Origin of the sequence: Microcystis sp. 0824 (assembly GCF_003112475.1) — a bacterium.
Classification (GTDB): domain Bacteria; phylum Cyanobacteriota; class Cyanobacteriia; order Cyanobacteriales; family Microcystaceae; genus Microcystis; species Microcystis aeruginosa_C.
The window spans coordinates 27655-47269 of sequence record NZ_BDSM01000075.1 but is presented as its reverse complement, the minus strand read 5'-3'; the positions used below and the strand labels follow the sequence as shown (position 1 = coordinate 47269).

Sequence of the window (19615 nt, the reverse complement as noted above, 5' to 3'; positions counted from 1 at the left end):
CGGCGGGCGATATGTTAAACAGACGTTCTTTTTTGCAAGGATTAGGTACAATCGCCTTAGCGGGGGGTTTAAATGGCTGCGCTTCCGGAAGCGGCGAGCCGAGCATTGTTCTCCTGTCCGGTTCGATTCCGCCGCGATTACTAACAGATTTTCGGAAAACTATTGCCGAAAAAAAAGTCAATTTTCAGTCGGAAAGGCAGCTGAAAGAGCTATTAAAATTGTTGGAAAAATGGTTAAAAAATCAGGGGCAACCGGCCTCACAATTTCCGATTCCTATCCCTTTTAGGGAACAGAACCCAGCTATCGGTAATTTAGTCACCCTAGGGGATGCTTGGCTAGGAAAAGCGATTACTAACGGTTTAATTCAACCTCTAGATACTTCTCAACTCTCTAATTGGTCAAAACTGCCCCCCCGTTGGCAAGAAAACATGACTCGCAATGGCCAAGGACAACTGCAAACAGAGGGAAAAGTCTGGGGTGCGCCCTACCGTTGGGGAATGACAGTAATTGCCTATAATGAGGAAAAATTCGCTCAATTTGACTGGCGACCACAGGATTGGTCTGATCTATGGCGACCGGAATTAACCGGTAAAATTGCCCTAATTGATAATCGTCGCGAAGTCATCGGTTTAACCCTAAAAAAATTGGGTTATTCTTATAATACTAGTGATTTAAAACAAGTAATGGGACTAAAAGACCAGCTATTCGCTTTACAAAAACAGGTAAGATTTTATAGTTCTCAATATTATTTACAACCCCTAATACTCGGTGATGTCTGGCTGTCTGTGGGTTGGTCTAATGATATTTTACCAGTGAGCGATCGCTACAAGAAAATTAAAGTTGTTGTCCCCAAATCTGGTACTTCTCTCTGGTCAGATGTCTGGGTAAAACCATTTTTAACTACTCCTAATTCTCTTGTGCAGCAATGGATTGATTTTTGTTGGCAACCAGAATCCGCCACTAAAATTTCTTTATTTACCTCCGGATTATCACCCCTAATTCTCACTGAAAATCCCGACCAAATTACCCCAGATATTAGAAATAATCCTTTACTTTTTAATCCAGAAGCGATCAAAAAAAGCGATTTTCTAAACCCTTTATCGTCAGCAACCGAGCAAGAATACGAACGATTGTGGCAAGCAATGCGACAGTTAGTATAGTCAGGAGATACTAGACAAAATTCTGCGAGAATATTGAGGTGAAAATTACATTTACCTAACTGATAACTGCTCACTGATAACTGATAACTGATAACTGATTAAGCGGCTTGACTTTGGGTTTCTTGGGCGAGAAAAGTAAGGATAGAAGCTTTCTCAATTAATCCCAAAACCGTGCCGTTTTCTTCTACCACTGTCACTTGAGATAAATTTTCTCCTTCCAAAATTTTCACCACATCTAGGAGGGAAGTATTAGACAAAACCAGTTTGAGACTTTCGCTAGTTTGTAATAACCGGCCGATATTTACCTCGGTCCATTGGGAAGTGGGAATCGTTTTCAGATCCTCTACATTAATCACTCCTAATAGTTTACCTTCGCTATCGGTAACTAGGAATTTAGACCATTGTTGTTTACCGATAACATAATTATTAGCAAACTCGCGCAGGGTTAAATTAATCGGCACTACGGGACTATTAGGAGAAATAACATCTTTAGCACTGTAGCGACTTAGGAAATCTTGAACCTTAGCTGATTGAGCGGAAAAGCCGGCATTTTGTAGGAGGAAAATGCCAATTAATAGCGTCCAAAAACTGCCAAATTGAGTGATTCCGAGAATTGATAGCGCACCGATGACAATCGCTAACCAACCAAAAAATTGACCGAAACGACTAGCGAATAAAACCCCTTTATTGGGATTGCCCGTTACTTGCCAAACGACGGCTTTAAGGATATTACCACCATCTAGAGGCAAACCGGGGATCAGGTTAAATAACCCTAGGGCGAGGTTGATATAGGCCAGGAGAGAAAGAATCGCCGCCAGGGGCGCGCTTAAACTAATATTAAGACCAATAATTAGGAAGATACCGAAGAGCAGTAAACTAACTAAAGGGCCGGCAATTGCTACTAGAAAAGCTTCTAGAGGAGTCTTCGATTCTCTGCCGAGAGTTGCCAAACCACCGAATAAAAAGAGGGTAATTGATTTGACTTCAATACCTTGGGCGATGGCAACAAAACTATGACCTAATTCGTGGGCAACCACGGAGGCAAATAGGAGAATAGCGGCAAAAAATCCTAAGAGCCAGGGCATGATTCCCGTTAACTGGGGAAACTGACTTAATTCTCCCCCATAGGTTAAGGTAATTAACCCCAGAACAAAGAACCAAGAAGGATTAATATAAAAGGGAATTCCCAAGAGATTCCCGACTCTAATGTTGCCATTCATTTTGTATCTTCTCCAATTATTGGGGACTAACGCCAAGAAGATTAGGTTATCAATTACGCCATTCACTTCTGTTAACAATTGTAACAAAAATGAAAATCTCCCCGGCATTCCTTCAGGGAGTAAAAACCGTCATCCCTGTGGTTCGGTTATTTTCGTAGGAGAATTAAATCAATGATTAATTATTTACGGGGACAAGCGATCGAGGTGCTCAAAACCCCTAATAACCGACTGATCTTGATTTTAGACGTAAACCAGATCGGTTACGAAATCCAAATTCCCTCGCGATTAGCCCTAGACATCGGCAACGATAACAATGATAGTTGTCAGATTTTTACTCACCTACTCCTTCGCGAGGAGCAGCCTTTATTGTACGGTTTCGGCGCCGCCCCAGAGCGAGATCTGTTTCGTCAACTGCTTTCCGTCAATGGAGTTGGGGCGCAATTAGCCCTAGCTTTAATCGATACCCTGGGGATTGAGGAACTCATGGTGGCGATAGTGACAGGAAACACCAAAATTTTGAGCAAAACCCCCGGAGTAGGCTTAAAAACAGCAGAAAGAATCGCTTTAGAGTTAAAAACTAAATTGGCAGCATGGCGACAGCTAAAAGAAGCGACGACGACAACCACGACAATACTACCGGCAGCGGAAATCCTCGAAGATGTGCAGATGACCCTTTTAGCTTTAGGATACAGCCAAGAGGAGATCGATCGAGCCATAGCAGTCCTTAGTCAAGATACTTTATTTAGTAAAAATACTCAGCCAGAAGACTGGATTAAAGGGGCAATTAATTGGCTAGGGTAAATCAGGAGAGAGGAGTCAGGAGATAAGTAGTCGTGCAAAATAAATTTCCTAGTGAAGAAAGGCAAAAGGCAGGAGGCAAGAGGCAAGGGGGGGGTAGATATGTGTAATTAATTTTGCTTAGGTACTTAGGAGAGAGGAGACAGGAGACTGTTTTATTTATTCTCCCTGCTCCCCGATCCCTTCTCCCCAATTCATAATTCATAATTCATAATTCATAATTCATAATTCCCACCCCCCCCCGCAACGCGCACGAAGTGGTCTCCCCACTTCCCCACTCTGGTGCTCCTTTCTTAGGGCAAATGTTAAAAAGTATTAAGAAAATAGTGAGAAGGTGAACCAGATGCCGCAAAATAATTGCGTTAGGTCGCTAGGCTAGGGGAGTCTTGAGACGCTGAGGCGGAAACGAGATAACTTGAGCGTAGTGACCACAACTGCTATAAAATGTCAGATTAAGTTTATTAATCTCACTTAGTTGGGAGGAATCCATCAATGAGTATCGTCACGAAATCGATCGTGAATGCTGATGCTGAAGCTCGTTACCTCAGCCCCGGCGAACTAGACAGAATTAAAGCCTTCGTTGGCAGTGGTGCCGCTCGTTTACGCATCGCTGAAACCCTGACCGGCGCTCGCGAAACCATCGTCAAACAAGCTGGCGATCGCTTATTCCAAAAACGTCCTGACATCGTTTCCCCCGGTGGCAACGCTTACGGCGAAGAAATGACCGCTACCTGTCTGCGTGACATGGACTACTACCTACGTTTAATCACCTACGGAGTAGTTGCTGGTGATGTCACCCCGATTGAAGAAATCGGTTTAGTCGGTGTGCGTGAAATGTACAAATCTTTAGGAACCGACATCGGTGCCGTAGCTCAAAGCGTTCGCGAAATGAAAGAAGTTGCTACTGGTCTTATGTCTTCTGACGATGCTTCTGAAGCTTCTTCCTACTTCGATTACGTGATCGGCTCTATGTCGTAGAATAATTCCTTTGTGAATTGTTCTAGACACACCCCCCGTAAACCTCTTAAGATTAAGCAAAACCCAAGGAAGAACCACCATGCAAGACGCAATTACTTCTGTTATCAACTCTGCTGACGTTCAAGGCAAATACCTTGACGCTTCTGCTCTCGGCAAACTGAAAGGCTACTTCGCCACCGGTGAACTGCGCGTGCGCGCCGCTAGTGTCATTAGCGCCAACGCTGCCGGTATCGTTAAAGAGGCTGTAGCTAAGTCCCTGTTATACTCTGACGTAACCCGTCCCGGTGGTAATATGTACACCACCCGTCGTTACGCCGCTTGTATCCGTGACCTCGACTACTATCTCCGTTATGCTACCTACGCCATGTTAGCTGGAGATCCTTCTATTCTCGACGAGCGCGTTCTCAACGGCCTGAAAGAAACCTACAACTCTTTAGGTGTACCCATCTCCTCCACCGTTCAAGCTATCCAAGCGATGAAAGAAGTCACCGCTAGTTTAGTTGGTGCTGATGCGGGTAAAGAAATGGGGATTTACTTCGACTACATTAGCTCTGGCTTAAGCTAGAAGTAACGAACTCGGACAAAATAGGGTTCGGGAAGCCGAGGATGAGTGCTAGGTCTTTAAAGGCTGAATCTGTCCAAGATAGGTTTTGACGAGCTAGTATTGATCCTTGACTCCCGACCTTTGTTATCGAAAATTTGGGTTGAAAACCCCGCCCCTTTTAGGGCGCCTTTGTGTTAAAATCTTACTGGTCTAAAAAACCCGCCCTATCATAGATACGACCGAATAAATATACTAGGTTGAAATTCCTGCAACGGGTCAACCCTTAGGCTTCGCTCAGGGTCAACGATGAGTAAGGGGAAGCTGACGGCCGCTGGGAACTCCATGCTAGAGGCAAAACATACCCTGTGTCGGTATGTATAAACCAAAATTAAATCAGTCGCCGAAGGGCATTCGGAGACTTTAAATGGACGTGGAGAAAGTGTCAGACTTAAGCAATTAAGCGTTTTTCGGTGAAGCGTCAACCCCATTCAGCGACCACCCTAAAAAGGTGGCGTGGTGAGGAATCACCGTCCGTTTACGGCGGTGCGGTGAGGATGTCAATTTAGGAAAAAGCCTTCGTTAGTTTGAGCGACAAGTTTTTCAGCGATTAGGAGAAGTCAATCCATGCGGATGTTCAAAATCACCGCTTGTGTTCCTAGCCAAAGCCGCATTCGGACACAACGGGAATTACAAAATACCTATTTTACCAAACTCGTTCCCTACGATAATTGGTTTCGTGAGCAACAACGCATCATGAAAATGGGCGGCAAAATTGTCAAAGTGCAGTTAGCTACTGGCAAACCAGGAACTAATACAGGTTTACTGTAATTGGTCGCCACTAGAACTTAAAGAAAAGAGGTCTTTCCAGACCTCTTTTTGCTTTAGGGATTTTTTTCAAACTGCAAAGCGGCAGAGTTGAGACAATAGCGTTTTCCCGTCGGGGGTGGACCATCATTAAAAACGTGACCGAGATGAGCATCACAGGTGGCACAAAGAATCTCTGTCCGCACCATGAAAAAACTAACATCTCGTTCGTACTTAATATTAGTCTCGTTAGCAGCAGTCCAGAAACTCGGCCAACCAGTACCCGAATCATACTTGCTGTCAGAAGTAAATAACTCCGTACCACAGCAGACACATTTGTAAATACCTTTTTCTTTATTATCGTGATATTTACCCGTAAAAGCCCGCTCTGTTCCCTTTTTGCGGGTAACTTGGAACTGTTCGGGAGTTAGCTGGGCCCGCCATTCCGCCTCGGTTTTACGAACTTTTTCTACCATAGTCATGACAACCGCCATTATGATTAAATTTCTCTTTTTAGTCTAACCTGAGTTCGAGATCTAGGTTTTTTCATAAACATGAAGTATGACCTGATTTGGCATCGGCTTCTGTTGACGGACTCCCAAAAAGGAAAACTTGGTCAGGAAACCCTATAAACTTAGCATAAGCTGAACTTATATTTTCAACAAGAAATACTTTTGTCAAACCCCTTTACAAACCGATACAAACTCTCTAAGATAGAGACATCATCAATCAATCGTACCTCGATAACTTAATAGGAATCATAAACCAATGACCACCACTCTACAACAGCGCGAAAGCGCTTCCCTGTGGGAGCAGTTCTGCCAGTGGATCACCAGCACCAACAACCGTCTTTATGTCGGCTGGTTCGGTGTGATCATGATCCCCACCCTGCTCACCGCCACCACCTGCTTCATCATCGCCTTTATCGCCGCTCCTCCTGTAGATATCGACGGTATCCGCGAGCCTGTAGCTGGTTCTCTACTCTACGGAAACAACATCATCTCCGGTGCAGTTGTTCCTTCTTCCAACGCGATTGGACTCCACTTTTACCCCATCTGGGAAGCAGCTTCCTTAGATGAGTGGTTATACAACGGTGGTCCCTACCAGTTAGTCATTTTCCACTTCTTACTAGGTGTCTTCTGCTACCTCGGTCGTCAGTGGGAACTGTCTTTCCGTTTAGGAATGCGTCCTTGGATCTGTGTGGCTTACTCGGCACCTGTATCCGCCGCTACTGCTGTATTCTTAATCTATCCCATCGGACAAGGTTCTTTCTCTGATGGTATGCCTTTAGGAATCTCTGGAACCTTCAACTTTATGTTCGTGTTCCAAGCAGAACATAACATCCTGATGCACCCCTTCCATATGTTAGGTGTTGCCGGTGTGTTCGGCGGTTCCTTGTTCTCCGCGATGCACGGTTCTCTAGTAACTTCTTCCTTAGTGCGTGAAACCACTGAAATCGAATCTCAGAACTACGGTTACAAATTCGGTCAAGAGGAAGAAACCTACAATATCGTTGCCGCTCACGGTTACTTCGGACGTTTAATCTTCCAATACGCTTCTTTCAACAATAGCCGCTCTCTGCACTTCTTCTTAGGTGCTTGGCCGGTAATCGGTATCTGGTTTACGGCAATGGGTGTTAGCACCATGGCGTTTAACCTCAACGGTTTCAACTTCAACCAGTCGATTCTCGATTCTCAAGGTCGTGTAATCGGTACTTGGGCCGATGTGTTAAACCGCGCTGGTATCGGTATGGAAGTAATGCACGAGCGCAACGCTCACAACTTCCCCTTAGACTTAGCTAGTGGTGAACAGGCTCCTGTAGCTCTGACCGCTCCTGCTATCAATGGTTAATTCCTAGTCTGAACGAAAAGGCACTCCCGCGAGGGGGTGCTTTTTTGTTGTTTGACTATACTTATATTTTCCTTTTTTAACGAAAATATGGGTTTATTTGACTCGATAAAATTGCTGTGTAGTTCAGATGAATCTTTAACCCAAAGGACAAGAGCGACTACAGAAGGTTAATAGATGAAGTTTTTGTTATGATTAAAACCGACAGATTTTCATTAAGAGTTATAGTAAATCCCGTTATAATAGGGTGAGTAAAGACGAGGAAATAAAATGCCCAAAAAAGCGTACTTAGCTAAACATCTAAGTTCAGAGGAACTGAAAGATAGATACAGAGCAAGTCAAGATTCGGTGGAAACAAGAAGATGGCACTTGTTGTGGAAAATATCTTTAGGATGGACAATAAAAAATGCGGCAGTAGCCGTCGGATTAGATTATCAATATAGTTTTAAAATTCTCAAAAGATATAATGAGTTAGGAGAAGAAGGAGTTAAAAATCTCAAGAAAAAGAGTCACGAACATCGGAGAGGAAAAGAACCGCTATTGAAGGAAGAACAATGGCAAAAATTAAAAGAAGAACTGAAAAAACTTCCTGCCGATGGTGGGATATGGACTGGTCCTAAAGTGGCTAGATGGATAGAAAAGGAAACTGGACGAGAAAAAGTTTGGAATCAAAGGGGATGGGATTACTTAAAAAAGTTCAGATATTCTTGTCAAGAACCCTGGGTAAAACATAAAAATAATAACTAATTGAATTAAAAAAATTAAGCAGAATTTACCAGTAAAAGCCTAATAATTAAGAGATAAATTTCCTAATTATCAGGTATAGTTCTGATTATTTGCAGAACATCGAATCGGCTTAAAACCGATTATTATAAAAGTCTGGGTGCTTATATCCGACATTCCGCACATCTTCATATACTTTTATAAATTTTTACATTCCCCAAGATGTTTTGACGAAAAACCTTCATTGTAGAAACTACTATTGAGAACATTTTCAATATAGCGGTTTTCACAGAAGTTAGTCCCGATTGAAACGCTGAAACGCCTATCTATCTCATTGTTCCCTCACCCTTTATCCTGTATGCTTTTTAGCGAATAAGGTAAGCAGAAAAGTGCCGAGAATGCGATCGCCAATTGACTCGCTCAAACCCTGATCAATTCGTTAACTTCCAAATGGTCTTTTTGTACTAATAAGTATTCGAGTAGAACGCTCAATGCGTTTGCTAGACTGCATTTGAGACAATTTATCAAATTTTCAGTTCGAGAAATGAGCGAACGGTGAGATCTATCACAGGGTGAGAGCATCTCAAACGCTATTGACAATTGGCCAATTGTGTGATCCGCATGGGCATTTCAGGTGATACCAGTCAATCAGAATAGTTGTGAAATCTTAACATTTAGTCGATTTTTGCTTAACAATTGAGATGGCAAATTCCACTCAAATATTCTTGAATCGTGGGTAAGCAACTCACATAAAGTTCATTTTGTCAAGGATTGTTAAGATGCGCTTACCCTGCCATCTATCAAGGTATTTACTACACCTTATTAGACTGAAAACCGCTATAATTGATTTTTTCTGAGAAAAAATTTTACAATTCTTCACCTTGATAAAAATCCATCATTGTAGCTATAATCCTTACTGGTAAAGGGTTGTCAGCAATATATTACTAAAAATTATCAAGTGAATGTTAAGAAGTGCGGAAAGTGGGTTATATGATAAAAGCCTTAAGTAGTCGTGCAAAATTAATTTCCTAGTCGAGACTCCGAGACTCCGAGACTCCGAGACAGCTATCAGGGATCGGATTTGAGTTTTTAGTTCTCTGTTTGCTCACATCAAACAGCTGACGGCTGACTGCTTAGATGTGTAATTAATTTTGCTTAGGTACTGATTTTGTATCAGTGCGTATAAATTTTGCCGATTTACCTTCCCGGAAGCTAGAAATCTGTGCTAAGTTATTGCGAGGATTATCTTCTGAGGCAGCCCTCAAAAGATAGGCCATCAATCGAGTCAACTTTATCCTTTTTAACCTTAGAGTTTGAAAAATGACCAAAAACCAGCAAATTTTGGCGAAAATGGGCGGGGGTAGCCTTGCTATCCTTCTTTCCTTGGGCTTAGGACAACAAGCTTCTGCCACCACCCTCGTTAGCAACCTACCTAACACAACTACAACAAATAGCGGATACCGCGTAAAAAATGATAACTGGCTTGGTTCTAGTTTTAAAACTGGCAATGGCAGTTATGGTTATACTCTTAACTCGGTCACTCTTTGGTTCGCACTAGAGCCAGGTACTTCGGTTGATCCCGGTTTGTTGTCGCTTAAACTTTATGACAACGCAAGTGGACAACCAGGCACTGAGATATCTGGTGTCAGTTTTAATGTTCCTACTATTAATCCAGGTTCTTCTGCTCAGTACACTTTTACGCTTACTAATTCGCAACAATTAGCCTCTAATACTAATTACTGGTTAGTTGCTCGATCAAGCGTTACTACTGACACATATCTTTGGGGTAATACTAACTCTCCTGCAGAAACAGGGGCGGCTGGTTGGTCAATTGGCGATACGTCTATGTTTAGTGCCAATCAAGGGACTAGTTGGAATTCTTCTTGGATAAATCCTACTGGGCCTTTTCAATTCAGTGTTAACGGGACAGAAAACACTCCTCCTACTCCCCCCACTAATATTCCTGAACCGGGTTCCGCTGTTGCCTTGTTAGGATTAGGAGGATTGGGGTTAGCCTCTAGGATGAAAAAACTCTCTAATCGTGCTTAGAAATTAGCTGAATGGAAACATCTTTCCGTCATCGGTCTTCGATGTCTCAGCAAACGAGGGTATATCCTAACGATTCCCTGATTTTCATTGATGAATTTTCTTGACATTATCGTGATATGGAGATTTATCAATAATCGCGATTAACTTCTGTAAATGAAAACAAAGTACCGCTAATTTTTCGATTAAGAAAAAGTCTTTCTCAAGCAAGTTTTCCCGTCTCGAAGTGTTAGCGGTGTGTTTTTTCTTATTGAACCAACGAGAAAATTTTGGCTCTTCTCGACTTTCTGTGACAAGTGTGCCATAAGCTTCGGGAAATCCAGCCGCCGCGAGTGCCACCTAATCTCCTTATCGGTAGAATTCTGGGAAAAGAACGGTGGGGGGAATTACGGTTAAAAACTTTTTCTATATACATGATACTAAATCTGGTTATTAAATACTGATTATTTATTCCCCTTTTTGCATGAGTGCATGAGTAGAAAACGGGTTTCTCCAAGAAACCCGTTTTCTGTGCGTTACTCAACGGATTTAGTATGACTACCATTTTAGCAAATAGGCTTCATCCCTTTCTATTGAGAAATATTACAATAAACATGAGTACATTAAGAGAAGTTAATGGGTCTATACATTGACGGATAAGGGTTTTTAGCTATTGCAGCAGATATGTATGTATGTGATAAGTTCAGGAATAAAAAAACTTGAGGAAATTTTTCTTCTGGCTGGATGTTACCAGACTAACCGCTCAAGGGAAAAATAGGAATTCTTTTCGGACATTTTTGGCTTTTACAGTAAACTCAGAGGGGGAATATATCCCCTGTCTGGTTTTAATCCGAACTGAGGTTAACCACAGCTAATTCTAATGTTTGCCCTTCCTTTTCTAGCTCCTTTTTGCTAAAACTCAACACCTCATCCAGACAATCAATTACCACCGTATCCCCTTCCATAAAAGCTTGTTCGAGAATTTTTGTGGCTAAAGGATTCTCTAACTCCCGTTGGATAGCGCGTTTTAAAGGTCGCGCCCCGTAGGTGGGATCGTAACCAACAGTAACGATATGGTCTTCTGCTGCCGCAGTTAATTCTAGATTGATTTTTTGTTCTGCTAATAATCTTTCCAGACGCTGTAATTGCAGACGAACAATATAACGCAATTCTTCTTTTTTCAGGGTATGGAAAATAATTAAATCGTCGATACGATTCAAAAATTCGGGACGAAAATGACTCCGCAAAGCTGTTAAAACCCGTTTCCGCATCTCCTCATAATCGGCATCTTCGGAAACATTTAAAATATGGTCACTGCCAATATTACTGGTCATGACGATAATCGTATTCCGAAAATCCACCACCCGCCCCTGAGAGTCGGTAATGCGCCCATCGTCAAGCACTTGTAATAAAATGTTAAAAACATCCCGATGGGCCTTTTCCACTTCATCCAATAAAACCACAGAATAGGGACGACGACGCACCGCTTCCGATAGTTGTCCCCCTTCCTCGTAACCCACATAACCCGGAGGAGCGCCGATTAACCGCGAAACCGCGTGTTTTTCCATGTATTCCGACATATCGATGCGAACCATGGCTTCCTCGGAGTCGAACAGTAACCCCGCCAAGGCCCGCGCTAACTCGGTTTTACCCACTCCTGTGGGTCCCATAAATAGAAATGAACCAATCGGACGGGAGGGATCTTTCATTCCTGCGCGTGCGCGTCGAATCGCCGCTGCTACTGCCGTGACCGCTTCATTTTGTCCGACAACTTTTTTCTGTAAATGAGACTCTAATTCTAATAATTTTTGTCGTTCCGATTCCATTAAACGATTGACGGGAATTCCCGTCCAACGGGCGACTATTTCGGCGATATCGGCATCAGTTACCTGTTGTCTTAACAGGGTAGAACCTGCCGCTTGAATAGTTTCTAGTTCTTTTTCTTTTACTTCTAATTCCCCTTGTAAAATTTCTAGTTTGCCATACTTTAATTGGGCCGCTTTATTGAGATCATAAGCCCGTTCCGCCTGTTCCACCTGTAGGCGCAATTGTTCTTCTTCCTCTCGCAATAATTTAATTTCCTCGGCGATATGTTTTTCCGTTTGCCATTGGTCAGCGAGGGGCTTTTGTTTACTTTCTAATTCCTCAATTTCTTCGACAATTTTTTCTAAACGATCTTGAAAAGCTCGATCTTTTTTCTCCTCTTTTTCTAAGGAGAATTTTTCCATCTGTAACTGCATTAAGCGACGATCTATCATTTCCAAATCGGCGGGTTTAGTGGTACTTTCTACCTCTAATTTTGCCGCCGCTTCATCGACTAAATCGATCGCTTTATCCGGTAAAAAGCGATCGCTAATATAACGATGGGATAAGGTAGCTGCTGCCACTAGGGCCGAATCAGTAATTGTCACCCCATGATGCACCTCATAACGTTCTTTTAAACCCCGGAGAATCGAGATAGTATCCTCCACGGAAGGTTCCTTAATATAAACCTGTTGAAAACGTCTTTCTAAAGCGGGGTCTTTTTCAATATGATTGCGATATTCATCTAAAGTTGTCGCCCCAATACAGCGCAATTCTCCCCGAGCTAACATAGGTTTTAATAGGTTGCCCGCATCCATCGAGCCCCCTTCCCTAGAACCCGCACCGACAACGGTATGTAGTTCATCGATAAAGAGAATAATTCGCCCTTCTGATTGGGTAACTTCTTTCATGACTGACCGCAATCTTTCCTCAAATTCGCCTCGATATTTTGCCCCGGCGATTAAACTTCCCATATCGAGGGAAATTAACTGACGATTTTTCAAAGATTCGGGAACATCTCCGTTAACAATCCTTTGGGCCAATCCTTCCGCAATAGCGGTTTTTCCTACCCCCGGTTCACCGATTAAAACCGGGTTATTTTTTGACCGTCGCGAGAGGACTTGTACCACCCGTCGAATTTCTTCATCACGACCGATAACCGGGTCTAATTTACCTTCTTTGGCCGCTGCTGTTAAATCCCGGCCATATTTATCTAAAGCTTCGTATTTTTCCTCTTGATTGGGTTCAGTAACCTTTTGAGTACCGCGAATCGCTTTGATGGCTAATTCTAAATCTTGGGGGTCAAGATTGAAAGTGCGTAAACATTTCCGGCCAACCCTTTCATCTTCGGCAAAACCGACGAGAAGATGTTCAACGGAGATAAATTTATCTTGCCAACTTTCCCGGGATGCTTCCGCTCGATCGAGCAGCAGATCAAGACCACGACCTAAGTATAATTGATCGACGATGGCCACTTTCGGCTGTCGGTTGGTGAAGACTTCTAGCTGTTGTTGCAGTCGGGGAATTTCTATATTAGCTTTTTGTAAAATCCGGGTGGCTAGACCGTTATTCTGCTCTAGGAGGGCAATAATAACGTGTTCCACCTCTAAGGTCTGATTTTTAAAGCGTCGCGCAATTTCTTGCGATTTAACAATCGAATCCCAAGCTTGTTCGGTAAATTTATTCGAGTCTGTGGGTTGCATTCTGCACCAATGAGGAAAGCCAGTGTCAGAGGTATAGTATAGCAAGGAGTCTCGATCGATCACAAAGTTCTAGGATCGAGAAAGAGGCTGAATTATTGATCGATATTACCCAATTGGGTTAAAGCGGTCCCGGTGAGGCGACAAATTTGCCACTCGTTTAAGACCCTAGCTCCCATTTTTTCATAAAAATCGATCGCCGGTTGATTCCAATCTAAGACACTCCATTCTAAACGTCCTGCATCCCTAGCGACGGCAATTTTAGCCACAGCCATTAGTAAAGCTTTTCCGATACCTTGACTGCGATAATCGGGTAAAACGAAGATATCTTCCAGATAAATCCCCGGTTTAGTGAGAAAGGTGGAATAGTTAGCAAAAAATAGAGCAAAACCGACTATTCTACCCCCTACTTCCGCCACCAATGCTTCGATGTAGGGTTTTTCTCCGAATAAATGCTCCCCTAAAGCTTGGCTATTTCCCGTTACTAAATGGCTAAGTTTTTCATAGGCTGCTAAGGCAGCAATTAGGTCAAAAATAGCCTTGACATCGGTAGCAACGGCAGCACGGATGGAATAATTCATGATTGCTAGTCAAATCTTGATTTTAATGCTGATGATGTTTATGGGGAGATTCAGCCGGGGGAGAATTAAGATTGGAAAAATGGCCGTTATTTAATCCCATCCCAACGCTACCAATACTGAAAAGTCCCATGGACACAAAACCGGCCGCAATTGTCCCCATGGCCACGGTTCCAATGGAAACTATTCCCATAGGAACAATACCGATGGAAATAACGCCCATGGGAACAATGCCAATAGAAATTATACCAGTGGGAGCAATACCGATCGACAACCATTTTCGCCCGGAATTACCACAACTATTCTCTTTTTCTTGACCTAGATTGGAATCCATGCTTTTAATCCCGAAGATGCTTTGAGCCTTCCCATCCTAGGTTAGGGGTAGAATTGTTGTCAAAAGACCGCTAGTCAAAATGAAAGTTAATTTTTTATAAAAACTATTGACTTTTCATCTTAGTTATGTATTGGCGGGATGCCAGCCATATCGAGAATTTTCGGGACTAAATCCTCTCGTTTAATCGCCATGATGTGGACACCTTGACATAACTGCTGGGCTAATTTTATTTGTTCGGCGGCGATTTTGATGCCTTCTTCGAGGGGATGGGGTGCGTCGGCGAGTCTTTGAATGATCTGGTCGGGAATTTGTACCCCTGGCACATTTTTATTTAAAAACACGGCATTTTTAGCTGATTTTAACAGAAAAATTCCAGCTAGAATCGGTTTATCGGCCAGCGAGGCCACCTCTTGCATAAACTTATCAAGGCACTCGAAATCAGTAACCAATTGACTTTGAAAAAACTGCGCTCCCGCTTCGATTTTACGCTCAAAACGGCTTTGAAGACCGGACCTACTTTTTGACTGCACATCGACGGCAGCCCCAGCAAAAAGTTCTAGGGGTCCATCCGGTAAAGATTTATCGTTAAAGTCAAAACCTTTATTTAATTTATCGATTAATTTTAACAAACGTACCGATTCTAGGTCAAAAACTGCCCTAGCTTGGGGATGATCTCCTGCTTTGACGGGATCTCCAGTTAAAGCTAGTATATTTCTCAATCCCAAAGCATGAGCGCCCATGAGATCTGCTTGTAATCCGATCACATTGCGATCGCGACAGGCCATTTGACAGATGGGTTCGATGTCGTGTTGATAGAGAATAGCGGAGGCAGCCAGAGAGGACATTCGCACTACGGCGCGACTGCCATCGGTGATATTAGCCGCATGAACACGATTTTTTAGCCAGAGGGCCATTTCTAGCATATGACTGGCATTACCACCTTTCGGGGGAGTAATCTCGGCTGTAATCAAAAATTCTCGGTCTTGAACCGCGCGTTGTAAACGAGTAGTCATCGAGTTATCTAGGTTTTAACCATAAATTCTATAGTAGATTTAGCCCGGAAATGACTCGGAGGCAAGGAATGATCATCGGGCTGCTTTATACTGGTCAGTGCCAGCACCTGGCTGATATCAGATAAGTTAACTGGCAGGAAAAAATTTCTAATGTAGTATAATACACGGACAGTTTAACCAAATTCGTTTACAAGTGTAAAGGATAACCGATTCGATCGAGCGATCATGCAAACTCTTCCTCCTCCTACTAAAGACAAAGACGCAATCATGACCCATCCCCTCAAAATCGTCGCTTTAGGAGATAGCCTTGTTTACGGCTATGGCGACCCCGTGGGTGGCGGTTGGGCCGAGCGCCTACGTCGTTTGTGGATGGAAAGTGCCGGTCATGCCCTGTATAATTTGGGGATTCGCGGCGATCGAGTAGTACAAGTGTCCGAACGTTTAGAACAAGAATTTCGTCTCAGGGGGGAAATTCGCAATCGTCTTCCTGACCTGATTCTTCTCTCCGTCGGTGTTAATGATACAGCCCGTTTAGGCCGGCCCGATGGTCGTACTTATACCGATCACGATCTTTTTCAAACTCAAATCGAACATTTACTCGGCCGGGCCCGTTCTCTTTGCCCGGTTTTGTTTATAGGTATGATTCCCGTGGATGAGCGGAAAATGCCCTTTTTAGATTGTTTTTACTTCAACCATCGCGATCAGTATAGTTTTAAGGAAACCACTAAACAAGCTTGTCTAGAGCAAAATATTCCCTATCTCGATTTATTTGATCTCTGGATGGACCGGGGTGATCTGTGGTGTCAAGAAAGATTAATGGAAGATGGACTTCATCCCAATGTCCAGGGCTATCAATCAATTTTAGAGGATATTTTAAACTGGTCGCCCCTCACCTCCTTTGTCGGTGTGGATGGTTTTATTCAACCGTTTACAGGAATTGCAGAAAAGTGATGTCCTCTGTTCTCAGTGGTTCTAGCGGCGCTACAGAAACGAGAAGATCCGGTAATATAAGCGAACTTACCCCCTACATATCTACTACAATGCTGAACAGGCAATTGCGCTACTCGTTCAAAATGTAGTAAATTAAGGGGCAAAATTTGCCAATCATTGCTCTGAATTTGTGACTCAATCAATTCTCGAAAAGCTGAATCAAAAGTTAATTTTCCCAGACTATATTTGATCGTCATTTCCCAAAAACTACCTTAACTAAGATAAACTAGATTTTCTCTTTCATTAATCATAATTTTATGATTGTATCTCAATTGTTTATTATAGCGGTTCTCGCATCTGTGTGGCACACTTAAACCTTTGCTGATTAAGCTGTTCAGGATCGGGAATGTACCTCTTGTGAATCAGAAACGCTATATTAGTTACATACTAAAGAAATAGATGAGTATCTATTGAGGATTTATTTGCTAATCGACAGCGAGATGATTTGGTGCTTTTATATTTTTCTGGGCATGGACTTAAAGCTCAAAATGCTAGATTTTTTCTAAGTACAAGAGAAACTGGGCGTGATCAGAATGGAAATTTTTCTCTTGCAAAAGCTTTCGCGGCAACTAAACTTCAAGAGTACATCACAGATAGTCATTCCAAAAGGCAGATAATTATTCTCGACTGCTGTTTTAGCGGAGCATTGGTTCAGGGAATGCCAATCAAAGGGGAACTTAACATTCAAGAGGAATTAGGAGGTAAAGGAAGGGCGATTTTAACCTCTTCTAGTCCGATTGAATATTCTTTTGAGTCGGAAGATAACGGTTTGTCCATCTATACAAAATATCTAGTTGAAGGAATTGAAACTGGTGCAGCAGATCAGGATGGTGATCAATTAATTTCTGTTAATGAATTGCATGAGTATGCCAGCGAACGAGTAAAGGAAGCTGCCCCTGCCCCAGCAATGACTCCCAAATTTTATCTTTCTCTTGAAGGAGATGATACTATTTATTTGGCCAGATATCCTCTTGCTGCTAATGATCCTAAATTTAAGTATCGTAAAATAGTTGAGGATATTATTAAAAAGTGGAATGATGAGGATATTAAAGATTATTGTTTTAAGGAGGAAGACTTTTCTGCTGCAGATAGGGCAGTTTTGGATGCAACAATAGATCAATTAAATCTCTCACCAGATGAAGCCAGAACGATTGAAACAGAAGTTCTTAACCCACTGCTACGGCGACGAGACAATATTAAGAAATATAGGAATGCGTTTCGGAAAATAATAGCTGCTGCTAATCATACTCCATTGAGCAGCAGAGATAGAGAGAGTTTAAAGAAACTGCAAATTATCTATGGACTCAGGGATGAGGATATTCAGTTCATTGAGAAAAAAGTGAAAGCTTCTTTAATGGAAAAAATTTTGCATTTTATAAAAACTTTAAAGCCCCAAAATTTCAAATTAAATCTGCCAGTTAGCATAGGAATAGCATCAATAGCAGTTGTAAGTTTATTTGCCATTTATCGCCCTGATAATTGTCCAAAACAAACGGGAGACTTTATTAGTGAAGGAGAAGAAGTTCTTAATTACTCTCAATCGTTTAACAAGAAGAAAGGTACAGAATATTTTGCACAGTGTGATTATCAAAAAGCCCTGTTAAGATTTAAGGACGCATGGCGAGAGGATAGGCTAGATGCAGAAACATTAATTTACTTAAACAATGCTTTACTAGAAGCCAATAAAATGCCATATTACACGATTGCTGTTGCTGTTAGTATTCCCAAAAATCAAAGTGACTTTAATGATGATGATGGTGATAGTCGAGCAAAAGAAATGTTACGAGGAGTAGCACAATTACAAACAAAAATTAATCTAGGAATTTTAAATGACAATGATCCATTCCTCAAGTATTTTCCAGATCAAGATTTTATCAACAAAAAAGCGATTAATGGTAAGGGATTAAAAGTTGTCATTACTAATGATGAAAATGACGAATTAATAGCCCAAAAGACAGCATCATCTCTTTCCCAGCGTCCTGAAATTTTAGGGGTTGTTGGTCACTATCCCAGTGAAATGACTGTGGCAACGGTGGATATTTATAAGGACAATGATTTAGTTTTGATTTCTCCCGGATCAACGACTAGCGAGCTTACTAAATACCCCAGAAAAAATTTCCTGCGAACTGTTTTTTCCAGCGATCAACAATCTCCTGCCATTGCAAAATTTTTGCAAGAAAAGTCTATTAAAAAAGTGGTGGGCTTTTATAGTGAAGGAAGTCCATTTAGTGAATCTTTTTTTAATAGTTTTAAAACTATTTTTACACGCCCTCCATTCTCTGGAACTGTAGTAAAATTAGATGAATTTGATCTCGGAAATAATTTTAAGGCAGAAGAAGCCATCCAAGAGTTACGACGACAGAAAGAAGAAAAAATAACAGAAACAATAGGGCTTGTACTATTCCCAAAAGCAATTGGCGATGCTCAAGGCGATGCAATTAGACTTATAAAACTTAATAATAGTCAAAATTGGGTTATCGGATCATGGGGACTTCGTAGTTCTCGTACCTTAGAACAAATTAACAACCTACAACCTTTTCAAAAGTTTGTTATTGCGGTTCCTTGGGATTCTTTAACCAGTCCTAACAAGAATTTTCTTAAGGATGCCAAAATTTTATGGACTACAACTTCTGTTAATGCAATAACGGCCCTATCCTATGATGCAACTCTTGCTCTAACAAAAGCTCTAGAAAAGGCAAATACTCCCACACGAATTAATATCCGTGAACATTTAAAGTCTCCTGATTTTCTTGTCACTAAAGGTGCAACTGGGACAATTCAATTCGATCAAAATGGCGATCGCAAGAAGTTGGATGAAAATGGCGATCCCCAAGATCCCTCCGTAGAATTTGTTCACATTGTGGAGTGTCGGACACTAAGTTCAGATTTTGCTTTTGTCCCAATCAAGTATCCTACTGCTAAAGATGCCGGTTTATCCTGTTTAAACTCACCCAAAAAACCTAGTCCCTAGCTAATCAGGGTTGGCTGAAAAAGTCTGAAATGCCGCTAGGAAAAAGGTTTCGACTCAATAAAGCGATCGCCGACATCGTACCTACGTTCATCTTATATTTAATTCCACCCACCCACTTACAATAAT

Annotated in this window: 17 protein-coding genes; 10 read left to right on the top strand and 7 right to left on the bottom strand. The window is 42.0% G+C overall.

All coding sequences use genetic code 11. The features are described from left to right. The first annotated feature begins 11 nt into the window (after positions 1–11). Positions 12–1160, top strand: coding sequence for a substrate-binding domain-containing protein (locus N0824_RS20120; RefSeq protein WP_108938026.1), 1149 nt, complete (start codon positions 12–14; stop codon positions 1158–1160). 98 nt (positions 1161–1258) lie between these two features. Here the strand turns inward: N0824_RS20120 and N0824_RS20115 are convergent, their stop codons facing one another. Beyond that, positions 1259–2488 (bottom strand): site-2 protease family protein, encoded by a 1230-nt coding sequence (locus N0824_RS20115; RefSeq protein WP_108938025.1) that lies wholly within the window; start codon positions 2486–2488, stop codon positions 1259–1261. Positions 2489–2551: 63 nt separating this feature from the next. Between N0824_RS20115 and ruvA the strand changes: the two genes are divergently transcribed. The 4 genes from ruvA to N0824_RS20090 all read left to right on the top strand — a co-directional run bounded on the left by ruvA (position 2552) and on the right by N0824_RS20090 (position 5528). Beyond that, positions 2552–3181 carry a Holliday junction branch migration protein RuvA gene (ruvA, locus tag N0824_RS20110; RefSeq protein WP_108938024.1) on the top strand — a complete coding sequence of 210 codons (630 nt, stop codon included), beginning with the start codon at positions 2552–2554 and terminating at the stop codon, positions 3179–3181. A gap of 489 nt (positions 3182–3670) precedes the next feature. Next, positions 3671–4156, top strand: coding sequence for an allophycocyanin subunit alpha (locus N0824_RS20100; RefSeq protein WP_002739012.1), 486 nt, complete (start codon positions 3671–3673; stop codon positions 4154–4156). Between the two features lie 79 nt (positions 4157–4235). Further along, on the top strand, positions 4236–4721 hold the full coding sequence (gene apcB, locus N0824_RS20095; protein WP_002738786.1) for an allophycocyanin subunit beta: 486 nt from the start codon (positions 4236–4238) through the stop codon (positions 4719–4721). Between the two features lie 603 nt (positions 4722–5324). Further along, on the top strand, positions 5325–5528 hold the full coding sequence (locus N0824_RS20090) for a phycobilisome linker polypeptide (protein WP_002739162.1): 204 nt from the start codon (positions 5325–5327) through the stop codon (positions 5526–5528). Positions 5529–5581: 53 nt separating this feature from the next. Here the strand turns inward: N0824_RS20090 and msrB are convergent, their stop codons facing one another. Continuing rightward, positions 5582–5998 (bottom strand): peptide-methionine (R)-S-oxide reductase MsrB, encoded by a 417-nt coding sequence (msrB, locus tag N0824_RS20085; RefSeq protein WP_108938022.1) that lies wholly within the window; start codon positions 5996–5998, stop codon positions 5582–5584. Positions 5999–6272: 274 nt separating this feature from the next. Between msrB and psbA the strand changes: the two genes are divergently transcribed. From psbA to N0824_RS20070, 3 genes are all read left to right on the top strand, one after another. After that, on the top strand, positions 6273–7355 hold the full coding sequence (psbA, locus tag N0824_RS20080; RefSeq protein WP_002731626.1) for a photosystem II q(b) protein: 1083 nt from the start codon (positions 6273–6275) through the stop codon (positions 7353–7355). 267 nt (positions 7356–7622) lie between these two features. Next, positions 7623–8099 (top strand): helix-turn-helix domain-containing protein, encoded by a 477-nt coding sequence (locus N0824_RS20075; protein WP_233256496.1) that lies wholly within the window; start codon positions 7623–7625, stop codon positions 8097–8099. 1296 nt (positions 8100–9395) lie between these two features. Beyond that, positions 9396–10124: a choice-of-anchor R domain-containing protein gene (locus N0824_RS20070; protein WP_108938021.1), complete on the top strand. Its 729-nt coding sequence runs from the start codon at positions 9396–9398 to the stop codon at positions 10122–10124. An 84-nt stretch (positions 10125–10208) separates the two neighbouring features. On the opposite strand, the gene N0824_RS20065 is transcribed toward N0824_RS20070, so the two are convergent. The 5 genes from N0824_RS20065 to N0824_RS20045 all read right to left on the bottom strand — a co-directional run bounded on the left by N0824_RS20065 (position 10209) and on the right by N0824_RS20045 (position 15528). Next, a complete protein-coding gene (locus N0824_RS20065) occupies positions 10209–10460 on the bottom strand; it encodes a hypothetical protein (protein ID WP_108938020.1) in 252 nt (83 codons plus the stop codon). A 485-nt stretch (positions 10461–10945) separates the two neighbouring features. Then, the gene (clpB, locus tag N0824_RS20060) at positions 10946–13606 is read right to left on the bottom strand and encodes an ATP-dependent chaperone ClpB (protein ID WP_108938019.1); all 2661 of its coding nucleotides are present in this window, start codon (positions 13604–13606) and stop codon (positions 10946–10948) included. Between the two features lie 92 nt (positions 13607–13698). Further along, positions 13699–14184 (bottom strand): GNAT family N-acetyltransferase, encoded by a 486-nt coding sequence (locus tag N0824_RS20055; protein WP_108938018.1) that lies wholly within the window; start codon positions 14182–14184, stop codon positions 13699–13701. 22 nt (positions 14185–14206) lie between these two features. Continuing rightward, positions 14207–14515, bottom strand: coding sequence for a hypothetical protein (locus N0824_RS20050; protein ID WP_002759516.1), 309 nt, complete (start codon positions 14513–14515; stop codon positions 14207–14209). 119 nt (positions 14516–14634) lie between these two features. Beyond that, positions 14635–15528: a methylenetetrahydrofolate reductase gene (locus N0824_RS20045; protein ID WP_108938017.1), complete on the bottom strand. Its 894-nt coding sequence runs from the start codon at positions 15526–15528 to the stop codon at positions 14635–14637. 225 nt (positions 15529–15753) lie between these two features. Between N0824_RS20045 and N0824_RS20040 the strand changes: the two genes are divergently transcribed. Next, positions 15754–16479, top strand: coding sequence for a GDSL-type esterase/lipase family protein (locus N0824_RS20040; RefSeq protein ID WP_108938016.1), 726 nt, complete (start codon positions 15754–15756; stop codon positions 16477–16479). Positions 16480–16966: 487 nt separating this feature from the next. Beyond that, entirely contained in the window at positions 16967–19489 is a 2523-nt protein-coding gene (locus N0824_RS20030; RefSeq protein ID WP_233256495.1) for an ABC transporter substrate-binding protein, read from the top strand. Positions 19490–19615 lie beyond the last annotated feature (126 nt).

Coding starts and splice junctions, on each gene's coding strand:
- N0824_RS20120 (WP_108938026.1), top strand. CDS start 12: ATGTTAAACAGACGTTCTTTTTTGCAAGGATTAGGTACAATCGCCTTA.
- N0824_RS20115 (WP_108938025.1), bottom strand. CDS start 2,488: ATGCCGGGGAGATTTTCATTTTTGTTACAATTGTTAACAGAAGTGAAT.
- ruvA (WP_108938024.1), top strand. CDS start 2,552: ATGATTAATTATTTACGGGGACAAGCGATCGAGGTGCTCAAAACCCCT.
- N0824_RS20100 (WP_002739012.1), top strand. CDS start 3,671: ATGAGTATCGTCACGAAATCGATCGTGAATGCTGATGCTGAAGCTCGT.
- apcB (WP_002738786.1), top strand. CDS start 4,236: ATGCAAGACGCAATTACTTCTGTTATCAACTCTGCTGACGTTCAAGGC.
- N0824_RS20090 (WP_002739162.1), top strand. CDS start 5,325: ATGCGGATGTTCAAAATCACCGCTTGTGTTCCTAGCCAAAGCCGCATT.
- msrB (WP_108938022.1), bottom strand. CDS start 5,998: ATGGCGGTTGTCATGACTATGGTAGAAAAAGTTCGTAAAACCGAGGCG.
- psbA (WP_002731626.1), top strand. CDS start 6,273: ATGACCACCACTCTACAACAGCGCGAAAGCGCTTCCCTGTGGGAGCAG.
- N0824_RS20075 (WP_233256496.1), top strand. CDS start 7,623: ATGCCCAAAAAAGCGTACTTAGCTAAACATCTAAGTTCAGAGGAACTG.
- N0824_RS20070 (WP_108938021.1), top strand. CDS start 9,396: ATGACCAAAAACCAGCAAATTTTGGCGAAAATGGGCGGGGGTAGCCTT.
- clpB (WP_108938019.1), bottom strand. CDS start 13,606: ATGCAACCCACAGACTCGAATAAATTTACCGAACAAGCTTGGGATTCG.
- N0824_RS20055 (WP_108938018.1), bottom strand. CDS start 14,184: ATGAATTATTCCATCCGTGCTGCCGTTGCTACCGATGTCAAGGCTATT.
- N0824_RS20050 (WP_002759516.1), bottom strand. CDS start 14,515: ATGGATTCCAATCTAGGTCAAGAAAAAGAGAATAGTTGTGGTAATTCC.
- N0824_RS20045 (WP_108938017.1), bottom strand. CDS start 15,528: ATGACTACTCGTTTACAACGCGCGGTTCAAGACCGAGAATTTTTGATT.
- N0824_RS20040 (WP_108938016.1), top strand. CDS start 15,754: ATGCAAACTCTTCCTCCTCCTACTAAAGACAAAGACGCAATCATGACC.